24 protein-coding genes and 2 tRNA genes are annotated in these 24,453 nt (G+C 64.2%); 9 read left to right on the top strand and 17 right to left on the bottom strand.

Going from position 1 to position 24,453, the window contains the following annotated elements:
• Window positions 1–14 precede the first annotated feature (14 nt).
• Entirely contained in the window at window positions 15–476 is a 462-nt protein-coding gene (locus ACG0Z6_RS08115; RefSeq protein WP_394460259.1) for an Lrp/AsnC family transcriptional regulator, read from the bottom strand.
• A gap of 99 nt (window positions 477–575) precedes the next feature.
• On the opposite strand from ACG0Z6_RS08115, the gene ilvB reads away from it, so the two are divergent.
• Complete coding sequence (ilvB, locus tag ACG0Z6_RS08110; protein ID WP_394460257.1) at window positions 576–2,405, top strand: biosynthetic-type acetolactate synthase large subunit; 1,830 nt, start codon at window positions 576–578, stop codon at window positions 2,403–2,405.
• Between the two features lie 100 nt (window positions 2,406–2,505).
• On the opposite strand, the gene efp is transcribed toward ilvB, so the two are convergent.
• Together efp and earP are read right to left on the bottom strand one after the other, a co-directional pair.
• Complete coding sequence (efp, locus tag ACG0Z6_RS08105; RefSeq protein ID WP_394460255.1) at window positions 2,506–3,060, bottom strand: elongation factor P; 555 nt, start codon at window positions 3,058–3,060, stop codon at window positions 2,506–2,508.
• Window positions 3,061–3,171: 111 nt separating this feature from the next.
• The gene (gene earP, locus ACG0Z6_RS08100) at window positions 3,172–4,326 is read right to left on the bottom strand and encodes an elongation factor P maturation arginine rhamnosyltransferase EarP (protein ID WP_394460254.1); all 1,155 of its coding nucleotides are present in this window, start codon (window positions 4,324–4,326) and stop codon (window positions 3,172–3,174) included.
• A gap of 33 nt (window positions 4,327–4,359) precedes the next feature.
• On the opposite strand from earP, the gene uvrC reads away from it, so the two are divergent.
• From uvrC to ACG0Z6_RS08070, 6 genes are all read left to right on the top strand, one after another.
• Window positions 4,360–6,471, top strand: a complete 2,112-nt coding sequence (uvrC, locus tag ACG0Z6_RS08095; RefSeq protein ID WP_394460252.1) for an excinuclease ABC subunit UvrC — start codon at window positions 4,360–4,362, stop codon at window positions 6,469–6,471.
• Window positions 6,458–7,027: a hypothetical protein gene (locus ACG0Z6_RS08090; RefSeq protein WP_394460251.1), complete on the top strand. Its 570-nt coding sequence runs from the start codon at window positions 6,458–6,460 to the stop codon at window positions 7,025–7,027. Before uvrC ends, ACG0Z6_RS08090 begins: the two co-directional genes overlap by 14 nt.
• Window positions 7,028–7,115: 88 nt before the next feature.
• Window positions 7,116–7,682 carry a CDP-diacylglycerol--glycerol-3-phosphate 3-phosphatidyltransferase gene (gene pgsA / locus ACG0Z6_RS08085; protein ID WP_394460250.1) on the top strand — a complete coding sequence of 189 codons (567 nt, stop codon included), beginning with the start codon at window positions 7,116–7,118 and terminating at the stop codon, window positions 7,680–7,682.
• 182 nt (window positions 7,683–7,864) lie between these two features.
• Window positions 7,865–7,940 (top strand) — tRNA-Val (locus ACG0Z6_RS08080).
• A gap of 187 nt (window positions 7,941–8,127) precedes the next feature.
• A complete protein-coding gene (locus ACG0Z6_RS08075) occupies window positions 8,128–10,047 on the top strand; it encodes a SurA N-terminal domain-containing protein (protein ID WP_394460248.1) in 1,920 nt (639 codons plus the stop codon).
• 117 nt (window positions 10,048–10,164) lie between these two features.
• Window positions 10,165–10,240, top strand: a tRNA-His gene (locus tag ACG0Z6_RS08070).
• Window positions 10,241–10,374: 134 nt separating this feature from the next.
• Here ACG0Z6_RS08070 and ACG0Z6_RS08065 read toward each other — a convergent pair.
• From ACG0Z6_RS08065 to ACG0Z6_RS08045, 5 genes are read right to left on the bottom strand one after another with little or no spacing between them, the layout of a single operon-like run.
• Window positions 10,375–10,905 (bottom strand): chemotaxis protein CheW, encoded by a 531-nt coding sequence (locus tag ACG0Z6_RS08065; RefSeq protein ID WP_394460246.1) that lies wholly within the window; start codon window positions 10,903–10,905, stop codon window positions 10,375–10,377.
• An 18-nt stretch (window positions 10,906–10,923) separates the two neighbouring features.
• On the bottom strand, window positions 10,924–12,771 hold the full coding sequence (locus ACG0Z6_RS08060) for a methyl-accepting chemotaxis protein (protein WP_394460244.1): 1,848 nt from the start codon (window positions 12,769–12,771) through the stop codon (window positions 10,924–10,926).
• A 31-nt stretch (window positions 12,772–12,802) separates the two neighbouring features.
• Entirely contained in the window at window positions 12,803–14,950 is a 2,148-nt protein-coding gene (locus ACG0Z6_RS08055) for a chemotaxis protein CheA (protein ID WP_394460242.1), read from the bottom strand.
• A 16-nt stretch (window positions 14,951–14,966) separates the two neighbouring features.
• Entirely contained in the window at window positions 14,967–15,329 is a 363-nt protein-coding gene (locus ACG0Z6_RS08050) for a response regulator (protein ID WP_394460241.1), read from the bottom strand.
• A gap of 51 nt (window positions 15,330–15,380) precedes the next feature.
• Window positions 15,381–15,833, bottom strand: a complete 453-nt coding sequence (locus ACG0Z6_RS08045; RefSeq protein ID WP_394460239.1) for a hypothetical protein — start codon at window positions 15,831–15,833, stop codon at window positions 15,381–15,383.
• A 265-nt stretch (window positions 15,834–16,098) separates the two neighbouring features.
• Here ACG0Z6_RS08045 and ACG0Z6_RS08040 point away from each other — a divergent pair, with 265 nt between their 5' ends.
• Window positions 16,099–17,244, top strand: a complete 1,146-nt coding sequence (locus tag ACG0Z6_RS08040) for a hybrid sensor histidine kinase/response regulator (RefSeq protein WP_394460237.1) — start codon at window positions 16,099–16,101, stop codon at window positions 17,242–17,244.
• A complete protein-coding gene (locus tag ACG0Z6_RS08035; RefSeq protein ID WP_394460235.1) occupies window positions 17,241–17,888 on the top strand; it encodes a response regulator in 648 nt (215 codons plus the stop codon). The genes ACG0Z6_RS08040 and ACG0Z6_RS08035 overlap by 4 nt, the downstream gene beginning before the upstream one ends.
• Before the next feature lie 5 nt (window positions 17,889–17,893).
• On the opposite strand, the gene fliR is transcribed toward ACG0Z6_RS08035, so the two are convergent.
• The 9 genes from fliR to fliJ all read right to left on the bottom strand — a co-directional run bounded on the left by fliR (window position 17,894) and on the right by fliJ (window position 24,451).
• On the bottom strand, window positions 17,894–18,658 hold the full coding sequence (gene fliR, locus ACG0Z6_RS08030) for a flagellar biosynthetic protein FliR (RefSeq protein WP_394460232.1): 765 nt from the start codon (window positions 18,656–18,658) through the stop codon (window positions 17,894–17,896).
• Between the two features lie 13 nt (window positions 18,659–18,671).
• Window positions 18,672–18,941 (bottom strand): flagellar biosynthesis protein FliQ, encoded by a 270-nt coding sequence (fliQ, locus tag ACG0Z6_RS08025; protein WP_394460229.1) that lies wholly within the window; start codon window positions 18,939–18,941, stop codon window positions 18,672–18,674.
• A 16-nt stretch (window positions 18,942–18,957) separates the two neighbouring features.
• The gene (gene fliP / locus ACG0Z6_RS08020; protein WP_394460986.1) at window positions 18,958–19,692 is read right to left on the bottom strand and encodes a flagellar type III secretion system pore protein FliP; all 735 of its coding nucleotides are present in this window, start codon (window positions 19,690–19,692) and stop codon (window positions 18,958–18,960) included.
• A 110-nt stretch (window positions 19,693–19,802) separates the two neighbouring features.
• Window positions 19,803–20,168 carry a flagellar biosynthetic protein FliO gene (fliO, locus tag ACG0Z6_RS08015; RefSeq protein ID WP_394460227.1) on the bottom strand — a complete coding sequence of 122 codons (366 nt, stop codon included), beginning with the start codon at window positions 20,166–20,168 and terminating at the stop codon, window positions 19,803–19,805.
• A gap of 126 nt (window positions 20,169–20,294) precedes the next feature.
• A complete protein-coding gene (gene fliN / locus ACG0Z6_RS08010; protein ID WP_394460225.1) occupies window positions 20,295–20,747 on the bottom strand; it encodes a flagellar motor switch protein FliN in 453 nt (150 codons plus the stop codon).
• Entirely contained in the window at window positions 20,737–21,741 is a 1,005-nt protein-coding gene (gene fliM, locus ACG0Z6_RS08005; RefSeq protein ID WP_394460223.1) for a flagellar motor switch protein FliM, read from the bottom strand. Before fliM ends, fliN begins: the two co-directional genes overlap by 11 nt.
• 21 nt (window positions 21,742–21,762) lie before the next feature.
• Entirely contained in the window at window positions 21,763–22,371 is a 609-nt protein-coding gene (locus ACG0Z6_RS08000) for a flagellar basal body-associated FliL family protein (RefSeq protein WP_394460221.1), read from the bottom strand.
• 137 nt (window positions 22,372–22,508) lie between these two features.
• Window positions 22,509–23,948 carry a flagellar hook-length control protein FliK gene (locus ACG0Z6_RS07995; RefSeq protein WP_394460218.1) on the bottom strand — a complete coding sequence of 480 codons (1,440 nt, stop codon included), beginning with the start codon at window positions 23,946–23,948 and terminating at the stop codon, window positions 22,509–22,511.
• A gap of 35 nt (window positions 23,949–23,983) precedes the next feature.
• Window positions 23,984–24,451, bottom strand: coding sequence for a flagellar export protein FliJ (gene fliJ / locus ACG0Z6_RS07990; protein ID WP_394460216.1), 468 nt, complete (start codon window positions 24,449–24,451; stop codon window positions 23,984–23,986).
• Window positions 24,452–24,453: the final 2 nt, after the last annotated feature.

The raw sequence follows: 24,453 nt of genomic DNA, 5'->3' as shown, positions 1-24,453 counted from the left end.
CTGCGCCCAGGGCATCAACGCATCAGCGGCAGCGGGCTTTGCTTGAGTTGGCGCAGCACAAAGCTGCTCTTGCTGTGGCGGATGCCAGGGATTTTGTAGAGCTTCTCGCGCAGCAGCCGCTCGTAGTCGCGCGTGTCGGCCACGGCAATGCGCACCAGGTAGTCGTAGTCGCCCGAGACCAAATAGGCCTCCAGCACTTCGGGAATGGCTTCTAGCGCGCGGCCAAACTCAAACAGCGCCTCGTCTGAGTGGCTGTCCAGTGTGAGGTGCACGATTACTGTGTCCGCCAGGCCCACCTTGGCGGCATTCACACGCACCGTGTAGCCCTCGATCACGCCTTGCTGCTCCAGCCGCTTGATGCGGTTCCAGCAGGGCGAACTGGTCAGCCCCACGCGCTGGCTGAGGTCTTGCAGGCTCAGGCGTGCGTCGCGCTGCAGCTCGCTGAGGATGGCCAAGTCCAGACGATCGAGTTTCAATGGGGGTGCCTCCGGAAATTCGGAAGAATTTTCTGTCATTGCAGGCAATGGCAGCAATAACAGAAAGTATTTCTGCGTGACTCTCGGCATAGTGGGCGCATGTCGAGCTGTATAGAAAATCCGTCTTTGGCCGCTGGCAAACCCATGGCCGAGCCCGCGCAGGCCTCTTGTGCGAGCTCTTGCAGCGGTGCACAAGCCCTGATTGCCGGGCTGCTGGCCCTGGGTGTGGACACGGTGTTTGGCTACCCCGGCGGTGCCGTGCTGCCGCTCTACGACGCGCTGCACGGCGAGCCCCGGCTGCGCCACGTGCTGGTGCGCCACGAGCAGGCCGCCGTGCACGCTGCCCAGGGCTATGCGCGCAGCACGGGCCGCGTCGGCGTGGTCTTCGTCACCTCCGGCCCGGGCATGACCAACACCACCACGGGCCTCTTGGACGCGCTGAGCGACTCCATCCCTGTGCTGTGCATCAGCGGGCAGGTGGCCAGCACGGCCATCGGCACTCAGGCCTTTCAGGAGGCTGATGCCTTGGGCATTTCTGCACCGGTGACCAAGTGGAACGCGCAGATTCGCGAAGCGCAGCAGGTGTTGCCGCTCTTGCGCCAAGCATTCGAGACCGCCCGCAGCGGGCGCCCTGGGCCTGTGCTGCTGGACTTTCCCAAAGACTTGCAGTTGGCCCAACAGCCCGCGGAGGCGCTGCGTCCGGCGCTGCAAGAGATGAGCGCGCTGGCGGGTGGCGCGCCGCGTCAATGGCCCCGCGCACCGGCTGCGCCGTTGTTGGACCGCGATTCGGTGCAGCGTGCCGCGCACTTGCTGGCGCAGGCACGCCGGCCCGTGGTGTACGGCGGCGGTGGCCTCATCAACGCCGGGGCAGGGGCTTGTGCGGCCTTGGCGGAGCTGGTGCGCCTCAGCGGTGCGCCTTGCACGCTCACCCTCATGGGGCTGGGCGCCTACCCGGCCACTGATCCGCAATGCCTGGGCATGCTGGGCATGCACGGCACGCTGGAGGCCAATCTGGCCATGCACGAGGCCGATGTGGTGCTGGCCGTGGGTGCGCGGTTTGACGACCGCGTGACGGGCCAGCTGTCGGGCTTTTGCCCGCAGGCACGCTTCATCCATTTGGACATCGACCCGCGCGAAATCGGCAAAGTCGTGCAACCCGAAGTGGCCCTGGTGGGCGACTGTGAAGACACCCTGCGCGCTGTGCTGCAGGCTTGGCCTCACGGTAGACCGCGGCCTTCGCTCGCACCCTGGTGGCAGCGCATCGAGCAGTGGCGCAGCCAGCGTTGCCTGGATTTTGAAGATCACAGCCACGGCGACATTGCCCCTCAGGCGCTGATGCGCCAGCTTGCGCGCGCGCTGCACGGGCGTGACGCCGTTGTGGCCACCGATGTGGGCCAGCACCAGATGTGGGCGGCGCAGTACATCGCGCAGGAGCTGCCCGGGCGCTGGTTGAGTTCAGGCGGAGCCGGCACCATGGGCTATGGCCTGCCCGCGGCCATAGGCGCGCAGATTGCGCACCCCGAGCGCATGGTGGTGTGCGTCAGCGGTGACGCCTCGGTGCTCATGAACATCCAGGAGCTGTCCACCGCGCGCCAGCACCGCGCGCCCGTCAAGCTGGTGCTCTCCAACAACGGCTATATGGGCATGGTGCGCCAGTGGCAGGAGTTGATTCACGGCGGCCGCTACAGCCACAGCTACACCGAAGCCTTGCCCGACTTTGTGGCCTTGGCGCGGGCCTTTGGCTGGCAGGCCTGGCGCGTGGAGGCGCGCGAAGACCTGGACGAGGCCCTGGCGGTGTGCCTGCGTAGCACCGAGCCCTTCTTTTTGGATGTGGTGGTGCGTGCAGAGGAGAACTGTTACCCCATGATGCCCGCGGGCGCAGCACACAACGACATTTGGCTCGCGCCCAAACCTGGCCGCCAGGGCTGAGGCCCAAGACGCAAGCAATAAAAAAGCCAGGTTCTTGGAACCTGGCTTTTTGTCGTGCATGCACCGGGCCGCGACCGCGGCCTGACGATGGGCAGCGAACTTAGACGCGCTTTTTGTATTCGTGCGTGCGGGTGTCGATTTCGATCTTGTCGCCCGACTCCACAAACAGCGGCACAGAGATTTCAAAGCCAGTGCCGACCACGCGAGCAGGCTTCATGACCTTGCCCGAGGTGTCGCCCTTGACGGCGGGTTCGGTTTCGATTTCGCGCACGATGGTGGTGGGCAGTTCGACCGAGATGGCCTTGCCGTCATAGAACACCACTTCGACTGCCATGTTGTCTTGCAGGTAGTTCACGGAGTCGCCCATGTTCTCGGCTTCCACCTCGAACTGGTTGTACTCGGAGTCCATGAACACGTACATCGGGTCAGCGAAGTAGGTGTAGGTGCATTCCTTCTTGTCCAAGATGATTTGTTCCATCTTGTCGTCGGCCTTGAACACGGTTTCGGCGCCGAAACCGCTGAGCAGACTCTTCATCTTGATGCGCACGGTGGCCGCACCACGGCCACCACGGCTGTATTCGGTCTTGAGCACGACCATGGGGTCTTTGCCCTGCATGATCACGTTACCGGCGCGGATTTCTTGAGCGATCTTCATGATGTGTGCGAGGGCGCAGCGGCCCTTTGACGTCTAGCTGTTGGCTGCGCATCTTGCCAGCCAAGACGCGCGAAAAAGCCATCGATTCTAGCCGGTTTGCAAAACACAGCTTCAAGTGGCGCTGGCGCAGCGGTGTTGCTGCACAAAGTTCAGCAGCTGTTGCAGCAAGTCGGCCTGTGCGCACAGCTGCTGGCGCCAGTGTCTGGCTTGCTGCGCGGCGGCATCCAAATGGGCCAGCGCGGCACTGGCTTCATCCGTCCAGGGCGCGAGTCCATTCCAGGCCTGGCTCAAGGCCCACCAGCGCGCTTGCTGCTGCGCATCAGCGCCCGCGAGGGCCCGCTGCCAATAGGCTTGCAGCTTGGCGGCGTGGGCCTGGTCATGTTGCGGGTAGATGTGCCATAGCAGCGGGGCGTCGGCCCAGTGGGCACGCACGAAGGAGTCTTCACCGCGCACCAGATTGAAGTCGCAGCTGGCCAGCAGCTGGTCGTAATCGGTATGGCTCAAATAGGGCAGGGCCATGGCCCGCTGCTGCGGGCCCAGCAGCGCCGGGGCTTGCTGCTGCGCCACACCCGGGCACAGCAGCAGCAGCCAGGGGCCGGGCAGGGCCTGCAGCAGTTCGGCCAGGGCCTGGGGCTGGTAGGCAAAGAGGCTGAGTACGCGCTCGCCCGCTTGCGGCGCCCAGCCCCGCTGTGCCAGCCAGGGGTGGCCGCTTTGCTGGCGCAGGGCGCGCGCGTTCTCGACCATGCCAGCTTCGCGCAGCAGCCCGCCGGTGCGTGGCGTGAAGCCGGGGTAGAAAAACCACTTCTGCAGCCCAGCGGCCGCGCCGCTCCACTGCGGCGAGGCCAGGCCGTGGCTGCGCTCCACGTAGTCCTCGGCGCTGAGGTATTCCAGGTTGATCCACACGGGAGGCTCGCCGCGCAGGCGCCGCGCTTGCATGGCCTGCACATAGGCCAGAGGCAGCTCGCAGCCGAAAGTCTCCAGCACCACATCGGCAGCTTGCTGCGGTGGGGCGGCCTGCTCAGCCTGAGCCCAGGGCAGGCAGCTCAGCGCAGCGGGGCAGCGGGGTTGCATCCAGGACAGGGCGCGGTCGTCGTCGCACCACAGGCGCACGCCAGCCCCCGCAGCCACCAAGGCGCGCGCCAGGCGCAGGTTCACGCCCAGGTCGCCGTGGTTGTCGATGACGCGGCAAAACAAATCCCAGCGCTGGCCTTGCAAAGGGCCAGCGCCCAGTGGGCAAGGGGCGGATTCAGGCAGCGGTGTGGGCATGGGCGGAATTATCCGGCGGCACAATGCACGGCCATGCAAGCTAAGCCATCTGCACCCGCCCACACACCAGACGCCGCCGCAGTTCAGCCGCCGGCCAGCGAGGGCGGCACCTCAAGCAACGCCACGCCCGACCCCAATGCCGCGCTGGGCCAGCAGCAGCTCGAAGCCTGGGCTCAGGAGCGTGCGCAGGAAGAGGCCGCAGAAGCTCAGCGTGTGGCCGTGGTGGAGCAGGCTGCGCGCGAATGCCGCGCGGCGCTGGAACGCGAAGTGGCCCAGCTGCCGCAGCTGCCCGGCGTCTACCGCTACTTCGACGCGCAAGATCAGGTGCTGTACGTGGGCAAGGCGAAGAACCTGCGCCGCCGTGTCTCCAGCTACTTCCAGCGCGACCACAGCGGCACGCGCGTGGGCATGATGGTGGCGCGCATCGCGCGCATGGAAACCACCGTGGTGCGCACCGAGGCCGAAGCCCTGCTGCTGGAAAACAACCTCATCAAGGCGCTCAACCCGCGGTTCAATATTCTGTTTCGCGACGACAAGAGCTACCCCTATCTGCGCTTGTCCGGCCATGCCTGGCCGCGCATCAGCTACTACCGCGGCGCGGTCGACAAACGCCACCGCTACTTCGGCCCATTCCCCAACGGCTGGGCGGTCAAAGAGTCCATACAGCTGCTACAAAAAGTGTTTCAGCTGCGCACCTGTGAGGACTCGGTGTTCAACAACCGCAGCCGGCCCTGTTTGCTGCATCAAATCCACCGCTGCCTGGCGCCTTGCGTGGCTGAGGGGCAAAACGAGGGCTACCGCACCAATGTGCGCCACGCCGAGCGCTTCTTGCTGGGCGACACGCAGGAGGTGCTCGACGGCTTGCAAAGCACCATGATGGCGCATGCCCAGCGCATGGAGTACGAGCAGGCAGCAGCCGTGCGCGACCAAATCTCGGCGCTCTCGACCGTGCTGCAACAGCAGGCGGTGGACGAGAACAGTGCCACCGGGCGCGACCGCGATGTCGACATCCTTGCCGTGCGTCTGCAGGGTGGGCGGGCCTGTCTGAACCTGGCCATGGTGCGCGGTGGCCGCCATTTGGGGGACCGCGCCTACTTTCCCAAGCAGGTTGACGACGCCACGGCCGTGGCCCTGGCCGATGGCGCCGAGGGGGGGGCCAGCGAGGCTGAGGATGCTGCCACTGCCGCTGCGCGCCAGGTGCTGGAAGCCTTTATTGCCCAGCACTATCTGGACGCGCCCGTGCCGCCCTTGCTGGTGTTGTCCCAGCCCGTGGATGAAGCCCTGGGCGAGGCGCTCAGTGAGCAGCTGGGGGCCAAGGTCACGCTGCAGGCGCAGCCGCGCGGCCAGCGCCGCATCTGGCAGGAGATGTGCATCAAGGGTGCGGAGTTGGCGCTGGCACGGTTGCTGTCGGAAGAGGGCTCGCAGCGCTCGCGCACCCGCGCGCTGGTGGACGCGCTGGACCTGCAGGTCGAGGACCTGGACCGTTTTCGCGTGGAGTGCTTTGACATCAGCCACACGGCGGGCGAGTCCACCGTGGCGTCCTGCGTGGTGTTCGAGGGCCACCAGATGCAAAGCGCCCAGTACCGGCGCTACAACATCGAGGGCATCACGGGCGGGGACGACTACGCCGCCATGCGCCAGGTGCTGACACGGCGCTACGCCAAGCTGGCTGCGGCAGCGCCAGACAGCTCTTTGCGTCTGCCCGATGTGGTGCTTATCGACGGAGGCAAGGGCCAGGTGAGCATGGCGCGCGAGGTCTTCGAGTCTTTGGGCCTGGACCTGGGTGTGATCGTCGGCGTTGAAAAAGGCGAGAAGCGCAAAGTCGGCCTGGAAGAACTGGTGTTTGCTGACGGGCGCGAGAAGGTCTACCTCGGCCACGACTCGGCCGCGCTGATGCTGGTGGCGCAAATCCGCGACGAAGCCCACCGCTTTGCCATTACCGGCATGCGGGCGCGGCGCGCCACCGTGCGCACAGGGGGCTCGCGCCTGGAAGACATTCCCGGCGTGGGTCCCAAGAAGCGCGCGCAACTGCTGCAGCGCTTTGGTGGAGTGCGCGGCGTGGCCGCTGCCAGCGTCGAAGAACTCTGCGGGGTCAAAGGCATTTCCCGCGAATTGGCTCAGGAGATTTACCGTGCACTACGCTGAACCTCGGCAACAACACTCTGGCCCGTTGACGGGCTTCGTGCTGGCACTGGTGCTGGCTCAGCTCTTGGTGCTGGGAGGCTGCCGCAGCACCTCGCCAAGCCCGCCGGTGCAAGCGCCTCAGTCAGCGCCCAAGCCCGGCGCGGATGCCAATGCCGCAGCGCGTGGCCCCAACAACGTGCAACCCCAGCCGCAAGCCAGCGCGCCTGTGCGTTTGGCGCCCCCGGTGGCACCCCGCACGCACGAGGCATTGCGCTTGCAAGCCGCCAAGCGCTTGGTGGCTGCCAACCCGCAAGGCAGCTATATGGGCGAGGTGCCGGATGTGCTGCTGGCCATTCCGGTGCTGGATGTGGAGCTCAATCGCGACGGCAGCGTCAAGCACATCGCGGTGCGCCGCTACCCCGGACAGGCGTTGGATACCGTGGACTTGGCCAAGGCTGCGGTGTTGCGCGCCGCGCCCTATGGCGACCTCTCGGCCCTGCCCAAACCTTGGGTGTTTACCGAAGTCTTTCTCTTCAACAACGAGCGCCGCTTCAAGCCCCGCACGCTGGACGACTGATGCTGCCCATGCCGTGGGCTCGTGCGCCCCGTGTAGGCGGGCCGCACAACTGGCGCGCGAGGGCAGCGTCTTTGGGCACAATGCCGCCATGTTTCTGACATTACCCACCTTGCTGACCTGGGCCCGTATCGTGGCCATTCCACTCATCGTGGGTGTGTTCCATCTGAGCCTTCCAGACGCCCAGAAGAACCTGCTGGCCACTGTGCTGTTTGTGCTGGTGGCACTGACCGATTGGCTGGACGGCTACCTGGCGCGCAAGCTCAATCAAACCTCCTCGTTCGGGGCTTTTCTGGACCCAGTGGCCGACAAGTTCCTGGTCTGCGCTGCGCTGCTGGTGTTGCTGGAGCTCGGGCGCGTCAATGCCATGGTGGCGCTGGTGATCGTGGGACGCGAAATTGCCATTTCCGCGCTGCGCGAGTGGATGGCGCAAATCGGCGCTTCGCGCTCGGTGGCGGTGCACATGGTGGGCAAGCTCAAGACCACCGCGCAAATGGTGGCCATTCCCTTCTTGCTCTACGACGGCACCTTGTTCGGCCTGGTGAACACCCGCGTGTGGGGCCAGTGGCTGATTTGGGCGGCCGTGGTGCTGACGATTTGGTCCATGGTGTATTACCTGCAAAAGGCCTTGCCCGAGATCCGCGCCAAGGCGCGCTGAGTCTTGGCCTGGGCGCATTGCGCGCGCTGCGCAGGCGCCATTCGGTGCAAACCCCATGCGGCATGCCAAAGAGCTTCTGCATCTGATGGTAGGATCTCGCTCCTGTTGGATTGAGGCCCGCTTCTGGGTTTTGAACTGACAAAGCGTTCAAGGACGCTGTGAACTGAATTCGAATTTCCCCGGGGTGCTTAGCTCAGTTGGTAGAGCGGCGCCCTTACAAGGCGTAGGTCAGCGGTTCGAGCCCGTTAGCACCCACCAAGTGGCCCGTAGGGGCCGCACCCGGGGTCGTCGTTAGAATGCCCGTCGTTGTTTCGGCATCCACAAAGGCGAACTCCGGTTCGCCTTTGTCGTATCTGGAGCATTTGTCCCTCGGGGCAGTGCTCAGAGTTCATCGTCCCGCTGCCGGACGCGTTCCGGCTGCTTCAGCGCCCACCAGAGGTTCCTGATGTTTGATTTCGTACGCAAACACACGCGACTGTTCCAGTTCGCGCTGCTGATCCTGATCCTGCCGTCCTTCGTGCTTTTGGGGGTGGAGGGTTACAGCCGCTTCATTGACGGCAGCAACACCGCCGTGGGCACGGTGGACGGTCGCAAGATCACCCAGGCCGAATGGGACGCCGCACACCGCAGCCAAGTGGAGCGCATGCGCCAGCAAATGCCGCAGATCGACGCCAAGCTGCTGGACTCGCCCGAGCTCAAGCTCGAGGCGCTGAACAACCTGCTGCGCGAGCGCGTGCTCTTCGCGGCCGCGCAACAGCAACACCTCGCGGTGACCGACGCTGTGCTGGAGCAGGCCATCAAGACCGACCCGCAGCTGGCCGTGCTGCGCGGGCCCGATGGCAAGCTCAACAAGGCCGTGCTGGCCGCCCAAGGCATGACGGCCGACATGCTGGTGCAGCGCATGCGCCAAGACATGTTGCTCAACCAAGTGCTGGGCCCGGTGGGCCAAAGCGGTACGGCACAGCAAGCCTCGGCCAAGCTGGTGTTCGATGCACTGCTGCAGCAGCGCGAGGTGCAAATCAAGCGCTTTGAGCCCGCAGCCTTCGCGGCTCAGCTGGCTCCCACGGACGCTGAGCTCGAGACCTACTACAAAGACGCCAAAGTCTCGGCCCGTTTCAAAACTGCCGAGAGCGCAGACATCGAATACCTGGTGTTGGAACTCGATGCCCTCAAGAGCGGTGTGCAGGTTTCGGCCGACGATGTGCGCAAGTTCTACGACGAAAACGTCTCGCGCTACACCATGGCCGAAGAGCGCCGTGCCAGCCACATCCTGATCAATGGCGGCACCAACGCGCAGGAAAAGGCCAAGGCCCGCGAGCGTGCTCAGGAGTTGTTGGCGCAGGTACGCAAAAACCCCGCCAGCTTTGCCGAAGTGGCACGCAAGAACTCGCAGGACGAAGGCTCTGCGGCGCGCGGCGGCGATCTGGATTTCTTCGCCCGTGGCGCCATGGTCAAGCCCTTTGAAGACGCAGCCTATGCGCTCAAGACGGGTGAAATCAGCGAGCTGGTGGAGTCGGACTTCGGCTTCCACATCATCCAGCTCACCGGCGTGCGCGGCGGTGAAAAGCGCCCCTTCGAAGCCGTGCGTGGCGAGATCGAAGAAGAGCAGCGCCGCCAACTCGCGCAAAAGCGCTACGCCGAGCTGGCCGAGCAGTTCAGCAACATCGTTTACGAACAAAGCGACAGCCTGCAACCCGCTGCTGACAAGTTCAAGCTCACCCTGCAAAAAGCCTCTGTGCAGCGCCAGCCCGCCGCTGGTGCGCAAGGCCCCTTGGCCTCGCCCAAGCTGCTTGACGCCGTGTTCGGCGCCGAGAGCCTCAAGTCCAAGCGCAACACCGAGGCTGTGGAAACCGCGCCCAGCCAGTTGGTGGCCGCTCGTGTGGTGACACATCACCCCGCCGTTGTGCCTGCGCTGGCTGGCGTGAAGGACGCCGTGCGCCAGGGCTGGATTGCCCAGCGCGCTAGCGAGTTGGCCAAGAAGGCCGGCGAGCAGGCGCTGGCTCAAGCCCAAAAGGGCAGCGAGCCCGCAGGCCTGAGCGAGCCCCAAGTGCTCTCGCGCGCCAAGCCCGGCACTGTGCCGCCCAAAGTGCTGGAGCACCTGCTGCGTGCTGACGCTGCCAAGTTGCCGGCCTACACCGGCGTGGAAGTCGATGGCGCCTACGTGCTGGCCCGTGTGAACAAGCTGCTGCCGCGCGACGCGGCCGTGGTAGACGACAAGCGCGCTGCGGAGCAATACGCAGCAGCCTCTGCCAACGCTGAAGCCCAAGCCTACTTTGCGGCCATCAAGACTTCGCTCAAGGCCTCGATCAAGCCTGCCGCTGCAGCAACGGCTGCGGCCAGCGCCTCGGCCGCTTCGGCCCCCTGAGGTCGTCACCCCGATGGGCGGCGTGCGAGTGCCGCCCTCGGGGCCAGGAAATTTGGGCCAAACGCTCAAACTTCCTTGGAGCCCTCAAAAAATGGGCTAGAATCTAATTCTTCTTCGGTGGCTGTAGCTCAGTTGGTAGAGTCCCAGATTGTGATTCTGGTTGTCGTGGGTTCGAGTCCCATCAGCCACCCCACCGAATACGCGATGAGCGCCTGAATCTTTCGAGATCAGGCGCTTTTTGTTTGCCCGCTTGGGCATTGGTGCTGGGCCAATAAAAAAGCGCCGCGATTGCGGCGCCTTGGGCGGGGAGGGTGCTTGGCTGAGGACTCAGATCGAATCCATCAGGCCCATTTCGGCACTGCTCATGAGGCCTTCGATGTCGATGAGGATGAGCATGCGCTCAGACACCGAACCGATGCCCATGATGAAGCTGGTGTCTACCGAGCTGGCGTTGAGCTCAGGGGCAGGGCGGATGGCTTCGCGGTTGAGTTCGAGCACGTCCGACACCGAGTCCACCACGGCGCCAACCACGCGGTTCTTGACGTTCAACACGATCACCACGGTGAAGCCGTTGTACTCGGCCGTGGCGCAGCCCAACTTCAGGCGCAGGTCCACGATGGGGACGATGACGCCGCGCAGGTTCACCACGCCTTTGATGAAATCCGGCGCATTGGCAATGCGCGTGGGCTGCTCGTAGGAGCGGATTTCCTGGACCTTCAGGATGTCGATGCCGTATTCCTCTTCACCCAGGCGGAAGGTCAGATATTCGCCGTTGGATGGTGTGTGGATGGCACCGCCCTGATGCAGGGCCAGTGCGCCGCCGGAAACGGAGGAGGGAGCTTGTTGTACGAGTTCCATAGTGACCTCTGCGGTGGATTAAAAAGTTTCCCAATCGCCTTCGGCCATTGCGGGTGCGGCTTGAGGCTGGGGTTTGCTGGGTTCAGGGCGCACCGGCTTGGGTGCGGGGACTTTGTTCACGGAAACAGGGGCTGGCGTGCGAGCAGTCGCCGGAGCGACGGCTCGCGCTGTGTGGGCAGGGCTTGCAGTTTTGCTGGCGCCGGCTGGGCGCGCTGTGTGCGTGCTGTGTGCTGCTGCGGCGTGGCTGGCGGCGCGGCTGTGTTGAGCGTGGCCTGAGCTGGCTGCGGCGGCAGGGCTGGCGCTATCGGTGCGGAAGCGGTTGACCACGCCAGAGAGACGCTCGGCCTGCTCTTTGAGGCTTTCCGCGGCAGCGGCCGACTCCTCCACCAGCGCAGCGTTTTGTTGCGTCATTTGGTCCAATTGCGCCACGCTTTGGTTGACTTGGCTGATACCGTCGCTTTGCTCGCTGGCCGCAGCGGTGATCTCGCCAATGATGTCGCTCACGCGCTGCACGCTGGAGACGATGTCGGCCATGCTGGTGCCCGCGTCTTGCACCAAGCGCGCGCCGGTTTCGACGCGGTCGACGCTGGCGCCGATGAGGGTTTTGATTTCACGCGCGGCTTCGGCGGAGCGCTGTGCGAGGCTGCGCACCTCACCGGCCACCACGGCAAAACCGCGGCCTTGTTCTCCGGCCCGTGCGGCTTCCACCGCAGCGTTGAGTGCCAGGATGTTGGTCTGGAAGGCAATGCCGTCGATGACGCCGATGATGTCGCCAATGCGCTTGGAGCTGGTGTTGATCTCATCCATGGTCGAGACCACCTGGCCAACCACGTCGCCACCGCGCGCTGCCGCACTGGAGGCTGAGGTGGCGAGTTGGTTGGCAGTGCGTGCGGCGTCGGCGGTTTGCTTGACTGTGCCGGTGAGCTGCACCATGGAGGAGGCCGTGTTTTGCAGGTTGGAGGCGGTCTGTTCGGTGCGGCCTGAGAGGTCCTGGTTGCCATTGGCAATCTCGACCGAGGCGGTGCGGATGGAGCCTGCGGCCTCGTGCAGCTGCTGCACCATGCCGCGCAGGTTTTCTTGCATGTGAATGAGGGCCCGCAGCAGCTTGGCTGCCTCGTCCGCACCTTCCACATCTTGCTTGGTGCGCAGCAGGTTGCCTTGCGCAATGTCGCTGGCGAGTTGTTCGGCCTGGGCCAGCGGCGTACAGATCGAATACATATTCATCAGCGTCAGCGGGATGACCACCAGCGCACTGATGACCAACACCGCCACAAACACTGTCAGCACGGCGCGTTGGGTGTCGTTGGCCTTGTCCAGGGCCAGATCCGCTTCGTGGTCGAGCTGCTTTTGCAGGTCAACGAGCAGCTTTTCGGCGGCCTTAAAGCTGTCTTTGGCGGGGCGCAGTGCCTCGTTGCTGAGGGCGGGGTCTTCAACTTTGCCCGCCAGCAGTTGTGCCAAGACGGGCTCGGCCAGCTGGTTGTAGTTCTGCAGCAAGGGTGCGATGCGCTTGCCAAAGTCTTGCACCGATGGAGTGGCGCTCTCGCTCAAGGCCTTGGTGAGCCCCTGGGCTGTCTGGCTGTGGGCCTTCCAGTCGCTGTGCTCTTCACGAACAGCGGGGAGTTCGCGGTACTTGATGAGCATGTCCTTTTCGGCTCGGCGCATGTCACCCATGGCCCGGTTCAAGCCGGAGGTGGTGTGCGCGCTGGCCAAAGACTCTTTGGCCAGGGTACGCGCTTGGTCGCTGACCTCGCGCATGCCGTGCAGCCCGACGCTCCCGACCAACACCAGCAGGGTCAGGACAATGGCAATGGCGCCCATCATCCGCAGCCTGATACTGAAGCGCCGCAGCAGAGAATTGAGGTTCATGACAGTGAGTCCAGGTACTGCAGGGCGGCGCTCAATGGCGAGAACGTCGCACCAGGCTGCCTACATCGAGAATGAGAGCGACACGTCCATCGCCCATGATGGTGGCGCCCGAGACGTCATGGACTTTGCGGTAATTGGCTTCGAGGTTTTTGACCACCACCTGTTGTTGACCAAGGAGTTCGTCCACCAACAGCGCCACGCGCCCGCCTTCGGCCTCCACCACCACCATGATGGTGCTGACGTGTTCGAAGTCAAAACGCGGCACGTTGAAGACACGCTCCAACTCCACCACCGGCATGAATTCGTCGCGCACCTCCACCACGCGGCCGGAGCTGCCAATGGTCTTGATGGTGTCGGTCTGAACTTGAAAGGACTCGACCACCGAGGACAGCGGCAGGATGTAGACCTCTTCGCCTACACCCACGCTCATGCCGTCCATGATGGCCAGCGTCAGGGGCAGGCGCACCGAGACTTTCATGCCGTAGCCTTCGGCGGAGTCGATTTCCACCGTGCCGCCCAGCGCGGTGATGTTTTTCTTCACCACATCCATGCCCACACCGCGCCCGGAGACGTCGGTGACTTGCTCGGCGGTGGAGAAGCCCGGGGCGAAGATGAGCCCCCAGACTTCGGCATCGGAGAGGCTGTCCGGGGCGTCAATGCCTTTTTCGCGCGCCTTCTTGAGGAGCTTGTCGCGGTTGAGGCCACGGCCGTCGTCGCGCACCTCGATCACGATGGAGCCGCCTTGATGCGAGGCCACCAGGGTGATGGTCCCTTGCTCGGGCTTGCCTTTGGCAATGCGGTCGGCCGGCGATTCAATACCGTGGTCGCAGCTGTTGCGCACCAAGTGGGTGAGGGGGTCGGTGATTTTTTCCACCAGCCCTTTGTCCAGTTCGGTGGCTTCACCCTGAGTGACCAGTTCGACCTTTTTGCCCAGCTTGGCAGCCAAGTCGCGCAGCATGCGCGGGAAGCGGTTGAACACCACCGACATGGGAATCATGCGGATGGACATCACCGATTCCTGCAGGTCGCGGGTGTTGCGCTCCAGATCGGCCAAGCCGGAGGAGAGTTGCTGGAAGGTGGCAGGGTCGAGGTTGCGGCTGTTCTGCGCCAGCATGGCCTGGGTGATGACGAGTTCACCGACCAGGTTGATGAGTTGGTCGACCTTTTCCACCGACACGCGCAGCGTGGATTGATCCATGCCGCCGCCGCCAGCTTTGGTTGCGGGTTCAACCTTGGCCGCGGGCTTGGGCACGACGGCCGTGCTGGGCTTGGGCGCTTCGGCCGCCTTGGCCTCGGTGGCGGCAGCAGGCACACCCGGGGCGTCGTCGAAGAAGCCGTAGCCGGGGTCTTTGGCCGGAGCGGGTTCGGGGGCGGCCGCTGGCGGCGCACCGGGCGCACCTTCATGAAAGCCAAAGCCCGGCCCGAAGGGGTTGAGCTGAACTTGCTCGCGCGCCACATGGAAGGTAAAGAGGTCCAGCAGCTCGTTGTCTGTGCTGCCCGTGGTGACCTTGAAGCGGCGCATGCCATCGGCACCCACACCACCGTCCAGGGGTTCAATGGTCCCGAGATCGGTGATCTCTTTGAAGAGATCCAGCAAATTGTCGGCTTGGCTGGGGTCGCTCAGCGGGCCCACTATCAGCTCCAAAAGGCGTTTGCCAGCCGGGGCTGCGGCGGTGGGCGCTGGGGCGGGTGTTGCGGCAGCCTGAACGACGGCCGGTGCGGGGGCGTGCCCAGGCATGTCGGCCATGGGCGGCGCGCCGCCCTCGACCATGGTGCGAATTTGCACCAGCAGCGCCGAGGTGTCGATAGCATCGGCGCCCGAGCCCTGGTGGCGCGCCAGCTGCGCGCGCAGCGCGTCGCCGGACTGCAGCAGCACATCCACCATGGGGGCGGTGGGGGCCAGTTCGTGTCGGCGCAGCTTGTCCAGCAGCGTCTCCATCTCATGGGTCAGCTCAGCCACATCCGAGAAACCAAAGGTTGCAGCACCACCCTTGATGGAGTGCGCGCAGCGGAAGATGGCGTTGAGTTCTTCGTCGTCTGCAGTCTCGATATTGAGGTTCAGCAACAGCTGTTCCATTGAATCGAGGTTCTCACCGGCTTCCTCGAAGAAGACCTGGTAAAACTGGCTCAGATCTATGCCTGCGCCAGCACTGCTGCTGTCTGTATTCATGTCAGCCATGCACCGTCTCCCTGGCTCAGCGAATGACCTTGCCGATCACTTCGATCAGCTTGGCCGGGTCAAAGGGCTTCACCAACCAGCCCGTGGCTCCGGCGGCTCGTCCGGCTTGCTTCATCTGGTCGCTCGACTCTGTGGTGAGGATCAAGATGGGGGTGGTTTTGAATTTGGGCGTGTCGCGCAGCTTCTTGGTCAGGCTGATCCCGTCCATGCGCGGCATGTTTTGATCGGTCAAGATCAGGTCAAAGTCGCGTGAGCTGGACTTTTCCCAGGCGTCTTGGCCATCAACCGCCTCGACGACCTGAAATCCCGCATTCTTGAGTGTGAATGTGACCATCTGGCGCATTGAGGCCGAGTCGTCCACAGCGAGAATCGAGTGCATATTTTTTCTCTCCGGATGTCTAGCGGTTTTCGGATGCTTGAACGTGAATCTTTAGAACAGTTCTACGGACCCGGCGTCCATCTCGTCTTGTGTCACAGGATTGGGGCGGGCCGGTGCATGGGTCACGATGGTCGAACCTTCCTCATCGTCACCAAAAGTGTCTCGCGCGAGTTGATCGGCGCAACTCCTCAGCCGTTGGCTGGTGTGCGTGATCAGCTGGGTTGACATGTCTTGAAACTGCAGCGCGGTGATGGCGCCAGCCAGATGCTGTGTGAGCGCCTGCAGGGAATCCCGGCCAACGCCGTCGAGCTGTTGGTGCAGGCCGTCAATCACACCAGAGGCGCCGTAGAAGTGCATGGACAGGGCCTCTCCAGCGTCCTCAAGCAGGCGCTGCAGGCGTTCCAAGTCATTGGTGACCGTCATGAGATGGTCTTGAAGTTCTGCGGCAGCCAGAAGTGGCAGGATGCCATCCCCTGCTTCAGGGCTGGACTCGTTCATTTGCATTGGGGCTCCATGACTAGGTCGGTGGCCGCATCGATAAAGCAGTGGCGGTACGCGTCAGACATGTGGGTGGGCAACTTCGGGGCAATCATGCGCAAACTGGCCATCAGGAGGCGGGCAAACTAAGCAGTCAATTCACTTCCTTTTTGTCGGTTTGCGGTGAGGAAATCGGCAGTCGCGGGGAAGCGTAAACCCATTGATGCAGCTTGGGTGGGGCGCTTTGGCACCGCCGCGAGGAATCGCGAGACAAACTTGGCATACTCTGTGCATGCCCAATACCCCGCTTGCTGAGCGCCATTTGCGCCTGCTTCATATTGAGGACTCGGACCTTGACCACGAGTTGTTGCAGGCCCATCTGCGCCGCGCGGGCCTGCGCTTTGAGCTGCATCGCGTGGACCGCTTGGCCGATGTCGAGGCGGCGTTAGACCAGCACTGGGATGCTGTGATTTCCGACTACAACCTACCGGGCTATTGCGGCCTGGCGGTGCTGGACATGATCAAGCAGCGTCAGCTGCTCATGCCCTTTGTGCTGGTGTCGGGCGAGATTGGGGAAGACACGGCCGTCGCTGCCATGCGCAATGGTGCGTCGGACTACCTGCTCAAGAACAACCTCACGCGGCTCAGTGCCGCGCTGATCAACGCCATTGAGGCCGTGGAAACGCAGCGCGCGCGCTTGGCGGCGGACCGTGAGCTGCTGGAGTCCAAGCGGCGACTGCATGAGCTCGCCGGGCACTTGCAGACCTCTATCGAGATGGAGCGTGCGGCTATTGCGCGCGAAATTCACGACGACGTGGGCGGTACGCTGACAGCGCTCAAGTTTGACCTGGCTTGGATTGCACGCCACAGCAGCGAAGACAAGGTCTGCCACCGTGCGCAGTCGGCGCTGGAGGCGGTGAGTGCGGCCATCGAGGCCAGCCAGCGCATCATGCACAACCTGCGCCCGGCCATTCTGGAGCAGGGCCTGCAAGCCGCGGTGCAATGGTTGGCTGCACGATTTGAGCGCCGCACCGGCGTGAGTACGGCGGTGCGCATCAGCCCGGAGCCCGCCACCTTGCCCCCTGGCGTGCCCCTGGTGGCCTATCGCTGCGCGCAAGAAGCACTCACCAACATTTCCAAACACGCCCAGGCCAGCCGTGTGGTGCTGGACTTGAGTCTGGACGGCGGGGTGTTGACGCTGGAGGTCAGCGACAACGGGCAAGGCATGACGCCTGATGCGCTCAACAAAGCCCGCAGCTTTGGCATTCGCGGCCTGCGTGAACGTGCCGCCACAGTGGGCGGTTGGGTGGATTTAAGCTCTGGCACCCAAGGCACCAGTTTGATCTTGACGGTGCCGCTGGATCACAACATGACATTTCCAACCGAGGGAGCGGACGCGACGTGGAGGCATGACCCGTCGGTCTGGGGAGACGCATGATCAAAGTCATTCTGTGCGACGACCACGGCCTCATCCGCCGCGGCATACGCGACACGCTGGCCGATGCTGGCGACATTTCGGTGGTGGGCGAAGCGGGTGATTACGGCGAGCTGCGCGAGCTCATGCGCAAATTCCCCGAGGGCGGGGCTTGCGATGTGCTGGTGCTGGACATCAACCTGCCCGGGCGCAGCGGGCTGGATGTGCTGCGCGTGCTCATGGACGAGCCCCATGCACCGCGCGTGCTCATCGTCTCGATGTACCCCGAAGACCAGTACGCCATCCGCGCTCTGCGTGCGGGTGCCTTTGGCTATGTGAACAAAGGCGGCGACACCCAGCAATTGGTGGCGGCCGTGCGCACGGTGGCCCAGGGCCGCAAATACGTCACGCCCGAAATTGCACAAATGCTGGTGGAAAGCCTCACCACCCCCAGCCCCGAGCTGGCGCATCAAAAGCTCTCAGACCGCGAGCTGCAAACCCTGGTGTTGATTGCCTCGGGCAAGCGCTTGTCGGACATTGCAGAAGAACTCACGCTCAGCCCCAAGACGGTGAGCGTCTACCGCGCGCGCGTGCTGGAAAAGCTCGGGCTGACCAACAACTCCGAACTCACCGTCTACGCCATACGCAACGGCCTGGTGGAGGGCTGAGGCCCTCAAGAAAAGGCCGACAGCATGCGGTGCAGCGCCTGGGTGAAGGGCTGCTCCATCAGCGGCAAGGTGGCCACCAGGCCGATGAGGCCGATGCTGACCGTCAACGGAAAGCCGATGGAAAAAACATTGAGCTGCGGTGCCACGCGCGAGATCACGCCCAGCACAGCGTTGACAAACAGCAGCATGCTCAGCAGCGGCAGGGCAATCCACAGCCCGGTGCGAAAGATTTCGCCCCCCCAGACCTGGGGCTGAGCCTGCATCACAAAGCGCAGCGGCGCGTCGCCCACCGGGAAGACGTGAAAGCTCTGCACCAGCGCTTGAATGAGCATGAGGTGGCCGTTGATGGCCACAAACAAAAACGCCACCATGCTGCCGAAAAAGCGCGCCGTGGCCGTGCCTTGGCCGCCGCTGGCGGGGTCGAAAAAGCCGGCAAAGTTCAAGCCCATTTGCAGACCTATGAGTTCGCCTGCGAACTCCATAGACACAAACACGATGCGCACTGCAAAGCCCATGGCCAGGCCCACCAGCATTTGCTGACCCACCAGGCCCAGCAGCAGCAAGGGGGCGTCCAGGGGCAGGGCGGGAATGGGCGGCAGCGAGGGCTGGGCCGAGACCGCCACAAACAGGGCCAGCCCGATGCGCACGCGCATGGGCACGCTGCGCTGGCTGAACACCGGCATGGCCGCCAGCAGCGCGAGCATGCGCAGCAGCGGCCACAGCAGCGGATTGATCCAGGCCAGCAGCTGGGCCTCGGTAATGCCAATCACCTCGGTGCGCCTCTCAGCCCACGGCCTGGGGAATGGCCTGCAGCGTGCGCTGGATGTATTCCACCAGCGTGGTGATCATCCAGGGACCAGCCACCGCCAGCACCAGCACCGCAGCCACCACCTTGGGCACGAAGGAGAGGGTGGATTCGTTGATCTGCGTGGCGGCCTGAAACACGCTCACCACCACGCCCACCACCAGCACGGTCAGCAGCAGCGGTGCAGCCACCAGCAGCAGCATGTACAGGCCTTGCTGGCCAATGGTGAAGACTTGTTGTGCGTCCATGGTGTGTGTGCTGCAGTCAGGTGACGAAGCTGGCCGCCAGCGAACCCAGCAGCAGGTTCCAGCCATCGGCCAGTACAAAAAGCATGAGCTTGAAGGGCAGGGCCACCAGCACGGGCGAGAGCATCATCATGCCCAGGCTCATGAGCACGCTGGCCACGATCATGTCGATCACCAGAAAGGGGATGAAGACCATGAAGGCGATCTGAAACGCGCTCTTGAGCTCGCTGGTGACAAAAGCTGGCACCAGCACGCGAAAGGGCACGGCCTCGGGTTTGATGCCTTCGTCGAGCTTGGCCAGGCGCGCAAACAGCGCCACGTCGGACTGGCGGGTTTGTTTGATCATGAAGCTGCGCATGGGGGCCTCGGCCTTGGCCAGCGCCTGCTCAAAGGGCAGGGCGCCGCTGCTGTAGGGCTGCCAGGCCTCGGCGTAGACCTTGTCCAGCGTCGGGCTCATGACAAAGAAGGTGAGAAACAGCGACAGCCCCACGATGACCTGATTGGGCGGCGCGGCCTGCGTGCCCAGCGCCTGGCGCAGCAGCGACAGCACGATGACGATGCGTGTGAAGGCCGTCATCATCAGCACCACGGCGGGCAAAAAGCCCAGCGCCGTGAAGAACAACAGGGTTTGGATGGGCACTGAATAGCTGCTGCCACCGCCGCTGCTGCCGATGAGCAGGGGCAGCGTGGCGGCTTGGCCTGCACCCGGTGCCGGCGCACCGCTTTGCGCCAAGCTCGCACCGCAGCCCAGCATGAGCAGCAAAGTGGCCGCGCCCAGCGCGATGCGCCCCGCCCAGGTGGCGCGGGATTGGCGTGCGGCGCGGGCGGCTTGTGTGGCGCGCGCCAGAGCAAGGTGGCGGCGCGTCATGCCTGGCCTCCGCGGTCGTTGGGGGTGTGGCCGCTCAGGCGCTGGGCGAGTTGCTGCGCAAAGCTCTGTGCGTGGGCCGGGGTGTCCGGGCCTGCAGCGGGCAGGGCTTGTGCGGGCAGGCTGTGCAGGGTGTTGATGTGCTGGGCAGTGGCGCCCAAGACCAACCATTGGCGTGCGTCGCCCTGGCCGACCTCAACGAGCAGCACACGCTGCGAGGGCGACAGTGGCAGCTGGGCCACGAGCTTGAGCGCCTCACTCTGGCGCCCCAGGCCCAACGGGCCGCGTTTGAGCAGCCACAGCACCAAGGGGATGAGGGCGATGATGACGACAAACCACAGCAGGGGCAGCAGTGAAGCATTCATGCGGCCATTGTGGGAGGCCGCGCTGGCGGGCAGTCGCTGGGAATGAGGCGGAAATTGCGCCGTCTTTGCCGTCTGGCCCTTCAGTTTTTGCGCTGTTGGCCGATAGCGGCCAACGCGCAGTCGACATCAGGCCTTGCTGAGGCGGCGCATGCGCTCGGACGGGGTGACGATGTCGGTGAGGCGGATGCCGAATTTGTCGTTGACCACCACCACCTCGCCCTGGGCGATGAGGTAGCCGTTGACCAACACATCCATGGGCTCGCCAGCCAGAGCTTCGAGCTCCACCACCGAGCCCTGCGCCAGCTGCAGGATGTTCTTGATGGGGATGCGCGTGCGCCCCAACTCCACGGTGAGCTGCACCGGGATGTCGAGGATCATGTTGATGTCATTGCCGGGCAAATTGCCCGGCGTGGGCGAGAAGTTGGCGAAGGACGCGGGGGCGACCTGCTCAGCCGCCGCATGGACCTCGTTGGCCACTTGGCTGGTGCTGTCGCTGGGCTTGGCTTCAGCCAGCGCCGCGGCCCACTCGGCGGCCATGGCGTCTTGTTCGTCGGTGCCAGGGCTATCGTCAGGTGACATTGCGCGCTCCCAGCCAGCCCGTGTCGGGGCCGGTCAGTATGTTTTCGATTTTGAGGGCGTACTTGCCGTTGGAGGTGCCGTAATGGCAGTCAAACACCGGCACGCCGTCGATCTTGGCTTTGATGACTTGCTCCAAGTCCAGCTCGATGAAGTCTCCCGGCTTGAAGGCCAGCAGCTGCTCCACCGTGGCAGGCGCATGGCCCAGCTCGGCCACCAAGTCCACCTCAGCGGCTTGAATCTGGTGCTTGAGCAGATTCACCCAGCGCCGATCGGGCTCGGCAGAGTCGCCTTGCGTGGTGCTGTAGAGCACGTCGCGAATGGGCTCGAGCGTGGAGTAGGGCACACAGAAGTAAATGGTGCCGCTGGTGTCGCCAATCTCCAGCGTGAAGCTGGTGGCCACGACGATCTCGCTGGGTGTGGCGATGTTGGCGAACTGGGGCTGCATCTCCGAGCGCTGGTAGTCCAGCTCCAGCGGGTAGATGCCTTTCCAGGCCTTGGCATATTCGGCGGTGATGACTTCGACCAGACGCAAGATGACGCGCTGTTCAGTGGCCGAAAAATCGCGCCCTTCAATGCGGGTGTGGAATTTGCCGACGCCGCCAAACAGCGCGTCGATGACGGCAAACACCAGGGTGGGGTCGCAGACGATCAGCCCTGAGCCGCGCAGCGGCCGCACCGAGACGATGTTGAAGTTGGTGGGCACGACGATTTCGCGCAAAAAGGCGCTGTACTTCTGTACCTTGATGCCACCAATGGCCACCTCGGGGCTTTTGCGGATGAAGTTGAACAGGCCGACGCGGATGTTGCGGGCAAAGCGCTCGTTGATGATCTCCATGGTGGGCATGCGCCCACGCACGATGCGCTCCTGGCTGGCCAGGTTGTAGTCGCGAATGCCACCGCTTTGGACCTCTTCGGCCTCAAGCTTCTGGCTCTCGCCAGTGATGCCCTGCAGCAGGGCATCGACTTCGTCTTGCGACAGGATTTGTTGGTTCATCGCCGCTGGCCCTCGTTCCTGCTATTGCACGATGAAGGTGGAGAACAGCACCTGCGAGACCGGGCTCTCGACAGGGCGGCGCCTTTTCTTTTTCTTCTTGGGCGAGTCGGCGTCGTCCTCTTCCTCGTCGTCGAGCTCAATGCCCATGGGGCGCAGCGCTTCGCGGCGGATTTCGCTGGCCAGCTTGTCCTTGCCCTCGTGGGTGAGCAGCTCGGTAGATTCTTTGTGCGCCAGCACCATCAGCACGGCATTGCGGATGGCGGGCATATAGACCTTCATCTGCTCGGCAAATTTGGGGTCCAGGACTTCCAGAGTGACACCAATCTGGGCGTAGCGGTCCACATCTTTGTCCGCCAGGTTCACGGTAAAGGGCTCCAGCGGCACATAGGTGGGGGGCGTGCCGGGCTTGGGCGGCTCAAATTTGGCCACAGGCGCGGGCGCATGATCGGCCTTCGCATGGGCTTCGTCGCCACCGCCTTCTTCATCGGCGTGGGCCTTTTTCTTCATCATGAGCAGGGCGCCCACGCCGCCACCGATCACCACCAACAACACGACGGCGATGATGATGATCAGCTTCTTCTTGCCTCCGCCTTTGGCGGGGGCGGCTTCAGCGGGGGCTGGCGCGGACATGCGTGCTCCTTGTCAGTGCCCACTCCTTGGAGGGGCTGTCTTCGTTATTCGGTGCAGTCCGCAGAATTATTGAATCCGCCCCCGGAACAGATGCCGGGAAAAAGCACGGGAAAGCGCGGGAACTTTGCATGGCGGGGTCAAACGTAGAGATCCAGCACGCCACGCGTGCTGCGCCAGGGGGCTGCGGGGGCGCTGGGGGCCTCGTTGCGCACGCCGCCCGGGCTGTCGCCAGGGGTGGCACGCGCGGGCTGCGCTGGGGCTTGCGGTGGGCTTTGGTTTTGACGGCCTTGCTCGAACACGCCGCCGCCGCTGAGTGTCAGGCCCTGGGCGTTGAGGGCCGCGGCCAGCTCGGGCAGACTGGCTTGCAGCACCTCACGCGTGGCGAATTGCTCGGCCACAAAGTTCACTTGCGCTTGCTGTCCATCGACCACGATGTGCACCTGCACTGGGCCCATTTCTGCTGGGTTGAGCATGAGCTGGGCCTGCTCCACGCCGTTTTGCACCATCACGCTGAGCCGCCCGGCCAGTTCACCCCCGAAGTGTTCGCTGTGCAGCGGTTGTTGCAGGGTGTATTGCGTGCTGGGCGCGGTGGTGGTGTTGCTACTGGTGTTGCTGGGGGCCGCGTTTTGCAATTGCTGCGTGAGGTATTGCTCAAAGCTCGTGCCTGCAGCAGGGCTGTTGGCGCTGCTGTTGCCCGAGGGCGTGGTGCTGGCCGTGGTGCTCGCTTCGGGCAGGGCCGTCGGCGCCTCGCTGCGCTGTGCGTTGCCAGGGGCTGTGTGCGCTTGGGTTGGGGTGTCGCGGGGCTCGCTTGAGCCCGCAGCAGCGTTGCTGTTTGCAGTTTCTCGGCGCTCGGCAGCATGGCGGCCGCGGGCTGCGGTGCTGGTGGCGGGTGCCTCGCTGCTGTCAGCCAGGGCCGAGGTGATTTCACGGGTGTCTTCGCCCATGGGCTCGCTGCCGTCTTGCGCAGCGCTGCGAAGGCGCAGTTCTTGAGCGAGCTCGGGCGTCACTTGCTGGGGCGTTGCACTGGTGTTGGCCTGGGCGGCCGCGTTGGCGGCGGTCTCAGCGGCGGTGTCCGCCGGGGGCTTGCGGCAGGTGCGCTTGGCGACTTCGGCCAGCTCAGCCAGCTCGGCATTGGCGCCCGTGGTGAGGCCCGATTCGGCTTGTTCACTTCGGGTGCCTTTGTTCTGGCCATGGGCTGCTGGGTTGGCCGGGCGCGGTGGGGCGGCGTTTTGACGCTGCTGCAATCGACGCTGAGTCAGGACTTTTTCCTGCTCGGCTGTGGCCACGTTGTCTTTGGTGGCCTGTGCAGTTTGGGTCTGTGCATGGGGCTGTGCCTGCGGCGTGGGTGGGGGCAGGGGTTGGTTGAAGTGACTTTTCACGCCTTCGGGAGGAAAGGGCTCTGGGCCGCTCCAGCGTCCGCGGGGGTCGGTGCGGTTGGGGGGCTGAGACTGTGGCTGTGCTTGCTGCAGCAGTTGGGAAAAGCCGCTGTCGCCCGCGCTGCTTGCCGCGCCATTGCCGCTGGGCAAGCCCGCTCCGGCAGTAGAGCCGCCGTTGACGCGCGTGAAGAGTGTGTTCATGAGCTGTGCCCCGGTGTGAGGGAAGGTAGGGGTGTTCAGAGCCGAGCGCCAGCAAAGGGCACGGCGCGGGCCATGCTGCGGGCGGCATGTTCGTCGGCCAGGCGTTGCTCGACGCGGTCGTTGCGGCGCTGGATGTCGAGCTGGCGGTGTTCGATCAGCTTGCGGATGGAGGCCACGCGCATCTCCTGCTCCTGCACGCGCTGGCGTGCGGCTTTGAGCCGCTGCTCGGCATAGCCGGCGATGTGCTGCTGCTGGTCTATGGCCTGATTCAAGCGCAGCCCAAAGCTTTGGTAGCAGCCCACCAGCTGCACGGTGGCGGGCTGACGGAACTGCGTGGACCAGCGCTGCTGGTATTCCTGCTGGTACTGGCGCAGCTGGTCTTGCTGATCCTGGGCCTGGCGCGCCCGGGTCTGGGCTTCCTGAAGCAAACGCAAGGACTCGTCGCGTTGTGCCTGAGCATGCTCAAGCAGGGTTTGAAGCGACTGAATAGACGTAAAGCTCATGG

Source organism: Roseateles rivi, assembly GCF_043555845.1.
GTDB lineage: Bacteria > Pseudomonadota > Gammaproteobacteria > Burkholderiales > Burkholderiaceae_C > Roseateles > Roseateles rivi.
Note: the sequence above shows the minus strand (reverse complement) of the source record. Positions and strands in the feature narration are given on the sequence as shown.

Coding starts and splice junctions, on each gene's coding strand:
- fliN (WP_394460225.1), bottom strand. CDS start 20,747: ATGTCACCTGACGATAGCCCTGGCACCGACGAACAAGACGCCATGGCC.
- fliP (WP_394460986.1), bottom strand. CDS start 19,692: ATGCTGGGCTGCGGTGCGAGCTTGGCGCAAAGCGGTGCGCCGGCACCG.
- efp (WP_394460255.1), bottom strand. CDS start 3,060: ATGAAGATCGCTCAAGAAATCCGCGCCGGTAACGTGATCATGCAGGGC.
- ACG0Z6_RS08060 (WP_394460244.1), bottom strand. CDS start 12,771: ATGAACCTCAATTCTCTGCTGCGGCGCTTCAGTATCAGGCTGCGGATG.
- ACG0Z6_RS07995 (WP_394460218.1), bottom strand. CDS start 23,948: ATGAACACACTCTTCACGCGCGTCAACGGCGGCTCTACTGCCGGAGCG.
- ACG0Z6_RS08075 (WP_394460248.1), top strand. CDS start 8,128: ATGTTTGATTTCGTACGCAAACACACGCGACTGTTCCAGTTCGCGCTG.
- earP (WP_394460254.1), bottom strand. CDS start 4,326: ATGCCCACACCGCTGCCTGAATCCGCCCCTTGCCCACTGGGCGCTGGC.
- ACG0Z6_RS08055 (WP_394460242.1), bottom strand. CDS start 14,950: ATGGCTGACATGAATACAGACAGCAGCAGTGCTGGCGCAGGCATAGAT.
- pgsA (WP_394460250.1), top strand. CDS start 7,116: ATGTTTCTGACATTACCCACCTTGCTGACCTGGGCCCGTATCGTGGCC.
- ACG0Z6_RS08000 (WP_394460221.1), bottom strand. CDS start 22,371: ATGTCCGCGCCAGCCCCCGCTGAAGCCGCCCCCGCCAAAGGCGGAGGC.
- ACG0Z6_RS08040 (WP_394460237.1), top strand. CDS start 16,099: ATGCCCAATACCCCGCTTGCTGAGCGCCATTTGCGCCTGCTTCATATT.
- ACG0Z6_RS08050 (WP_394460241.1), bottom strand. CDS start 15,329: ATGCACTCGATTCTCGCTGTGGACGACTCGGCCTCAATGCGCCAGATG.
- fliQ (WP_394460229.1), bottom strand. CDS start 18,941: ATGGACGCACAACAAGTCTTCACCATTGGCCAGCAAGGCCTGTACATG.
- ACG0Z6_RS08065 (WP_394460246.1), bottom strand. CDS start 10,905: ATGGAACTCGTACAACAAGCTCCCTCCTCCGTTTCCGGCGGCGCACTG.
- ACG0Z6_RS08035 (WP_394460235.1), top strand. CDS start 17,241: ATGATCAAAGTCATTCTGTGCGACGACCACGGCCTCATCCGCCGCGGC.
- ilvB (WP_394460257.1), top strand. CDS start 576: ATGTCGAGCTGTATAGAAAATCCGTCTTTGGCCGCTGGCAAACCCATG.
- fliO (WP_394460227.1), bottom strand. CDS start 20,168: ATGAATGCTTCACTGCTGCCCCTGCTGTGGTTTGTCGTCATCATCGCC.
- fliJ (WP_394460216.1), bottom strand. CDS start 24,451: ATGAGCTTTACGTCTATTCAGTCGCTTCAAACCCTGCTTGAGCATGCT.
- ACG0Z6_RS08045 (WP_394460239.1), bottom strand. CDS start 15,833: ATGCAAATGAACGAGTCCAGCCCTGAAGCAGGGGATGGCATCCTGCCA.
- fliM (WP_394460223.1), bottom strand. CDS start 21,741: ATGAACCAACAAATCCTGTCGCAAGACGAAGTCGATGCCCTGCTGCAG.
- uvrC (WP_394460252.1), top strand. CDS start 4,360: ATGCAAGCTAAGCCATCTGCACCCGCCCACACACCAGACGCCGCCGCA.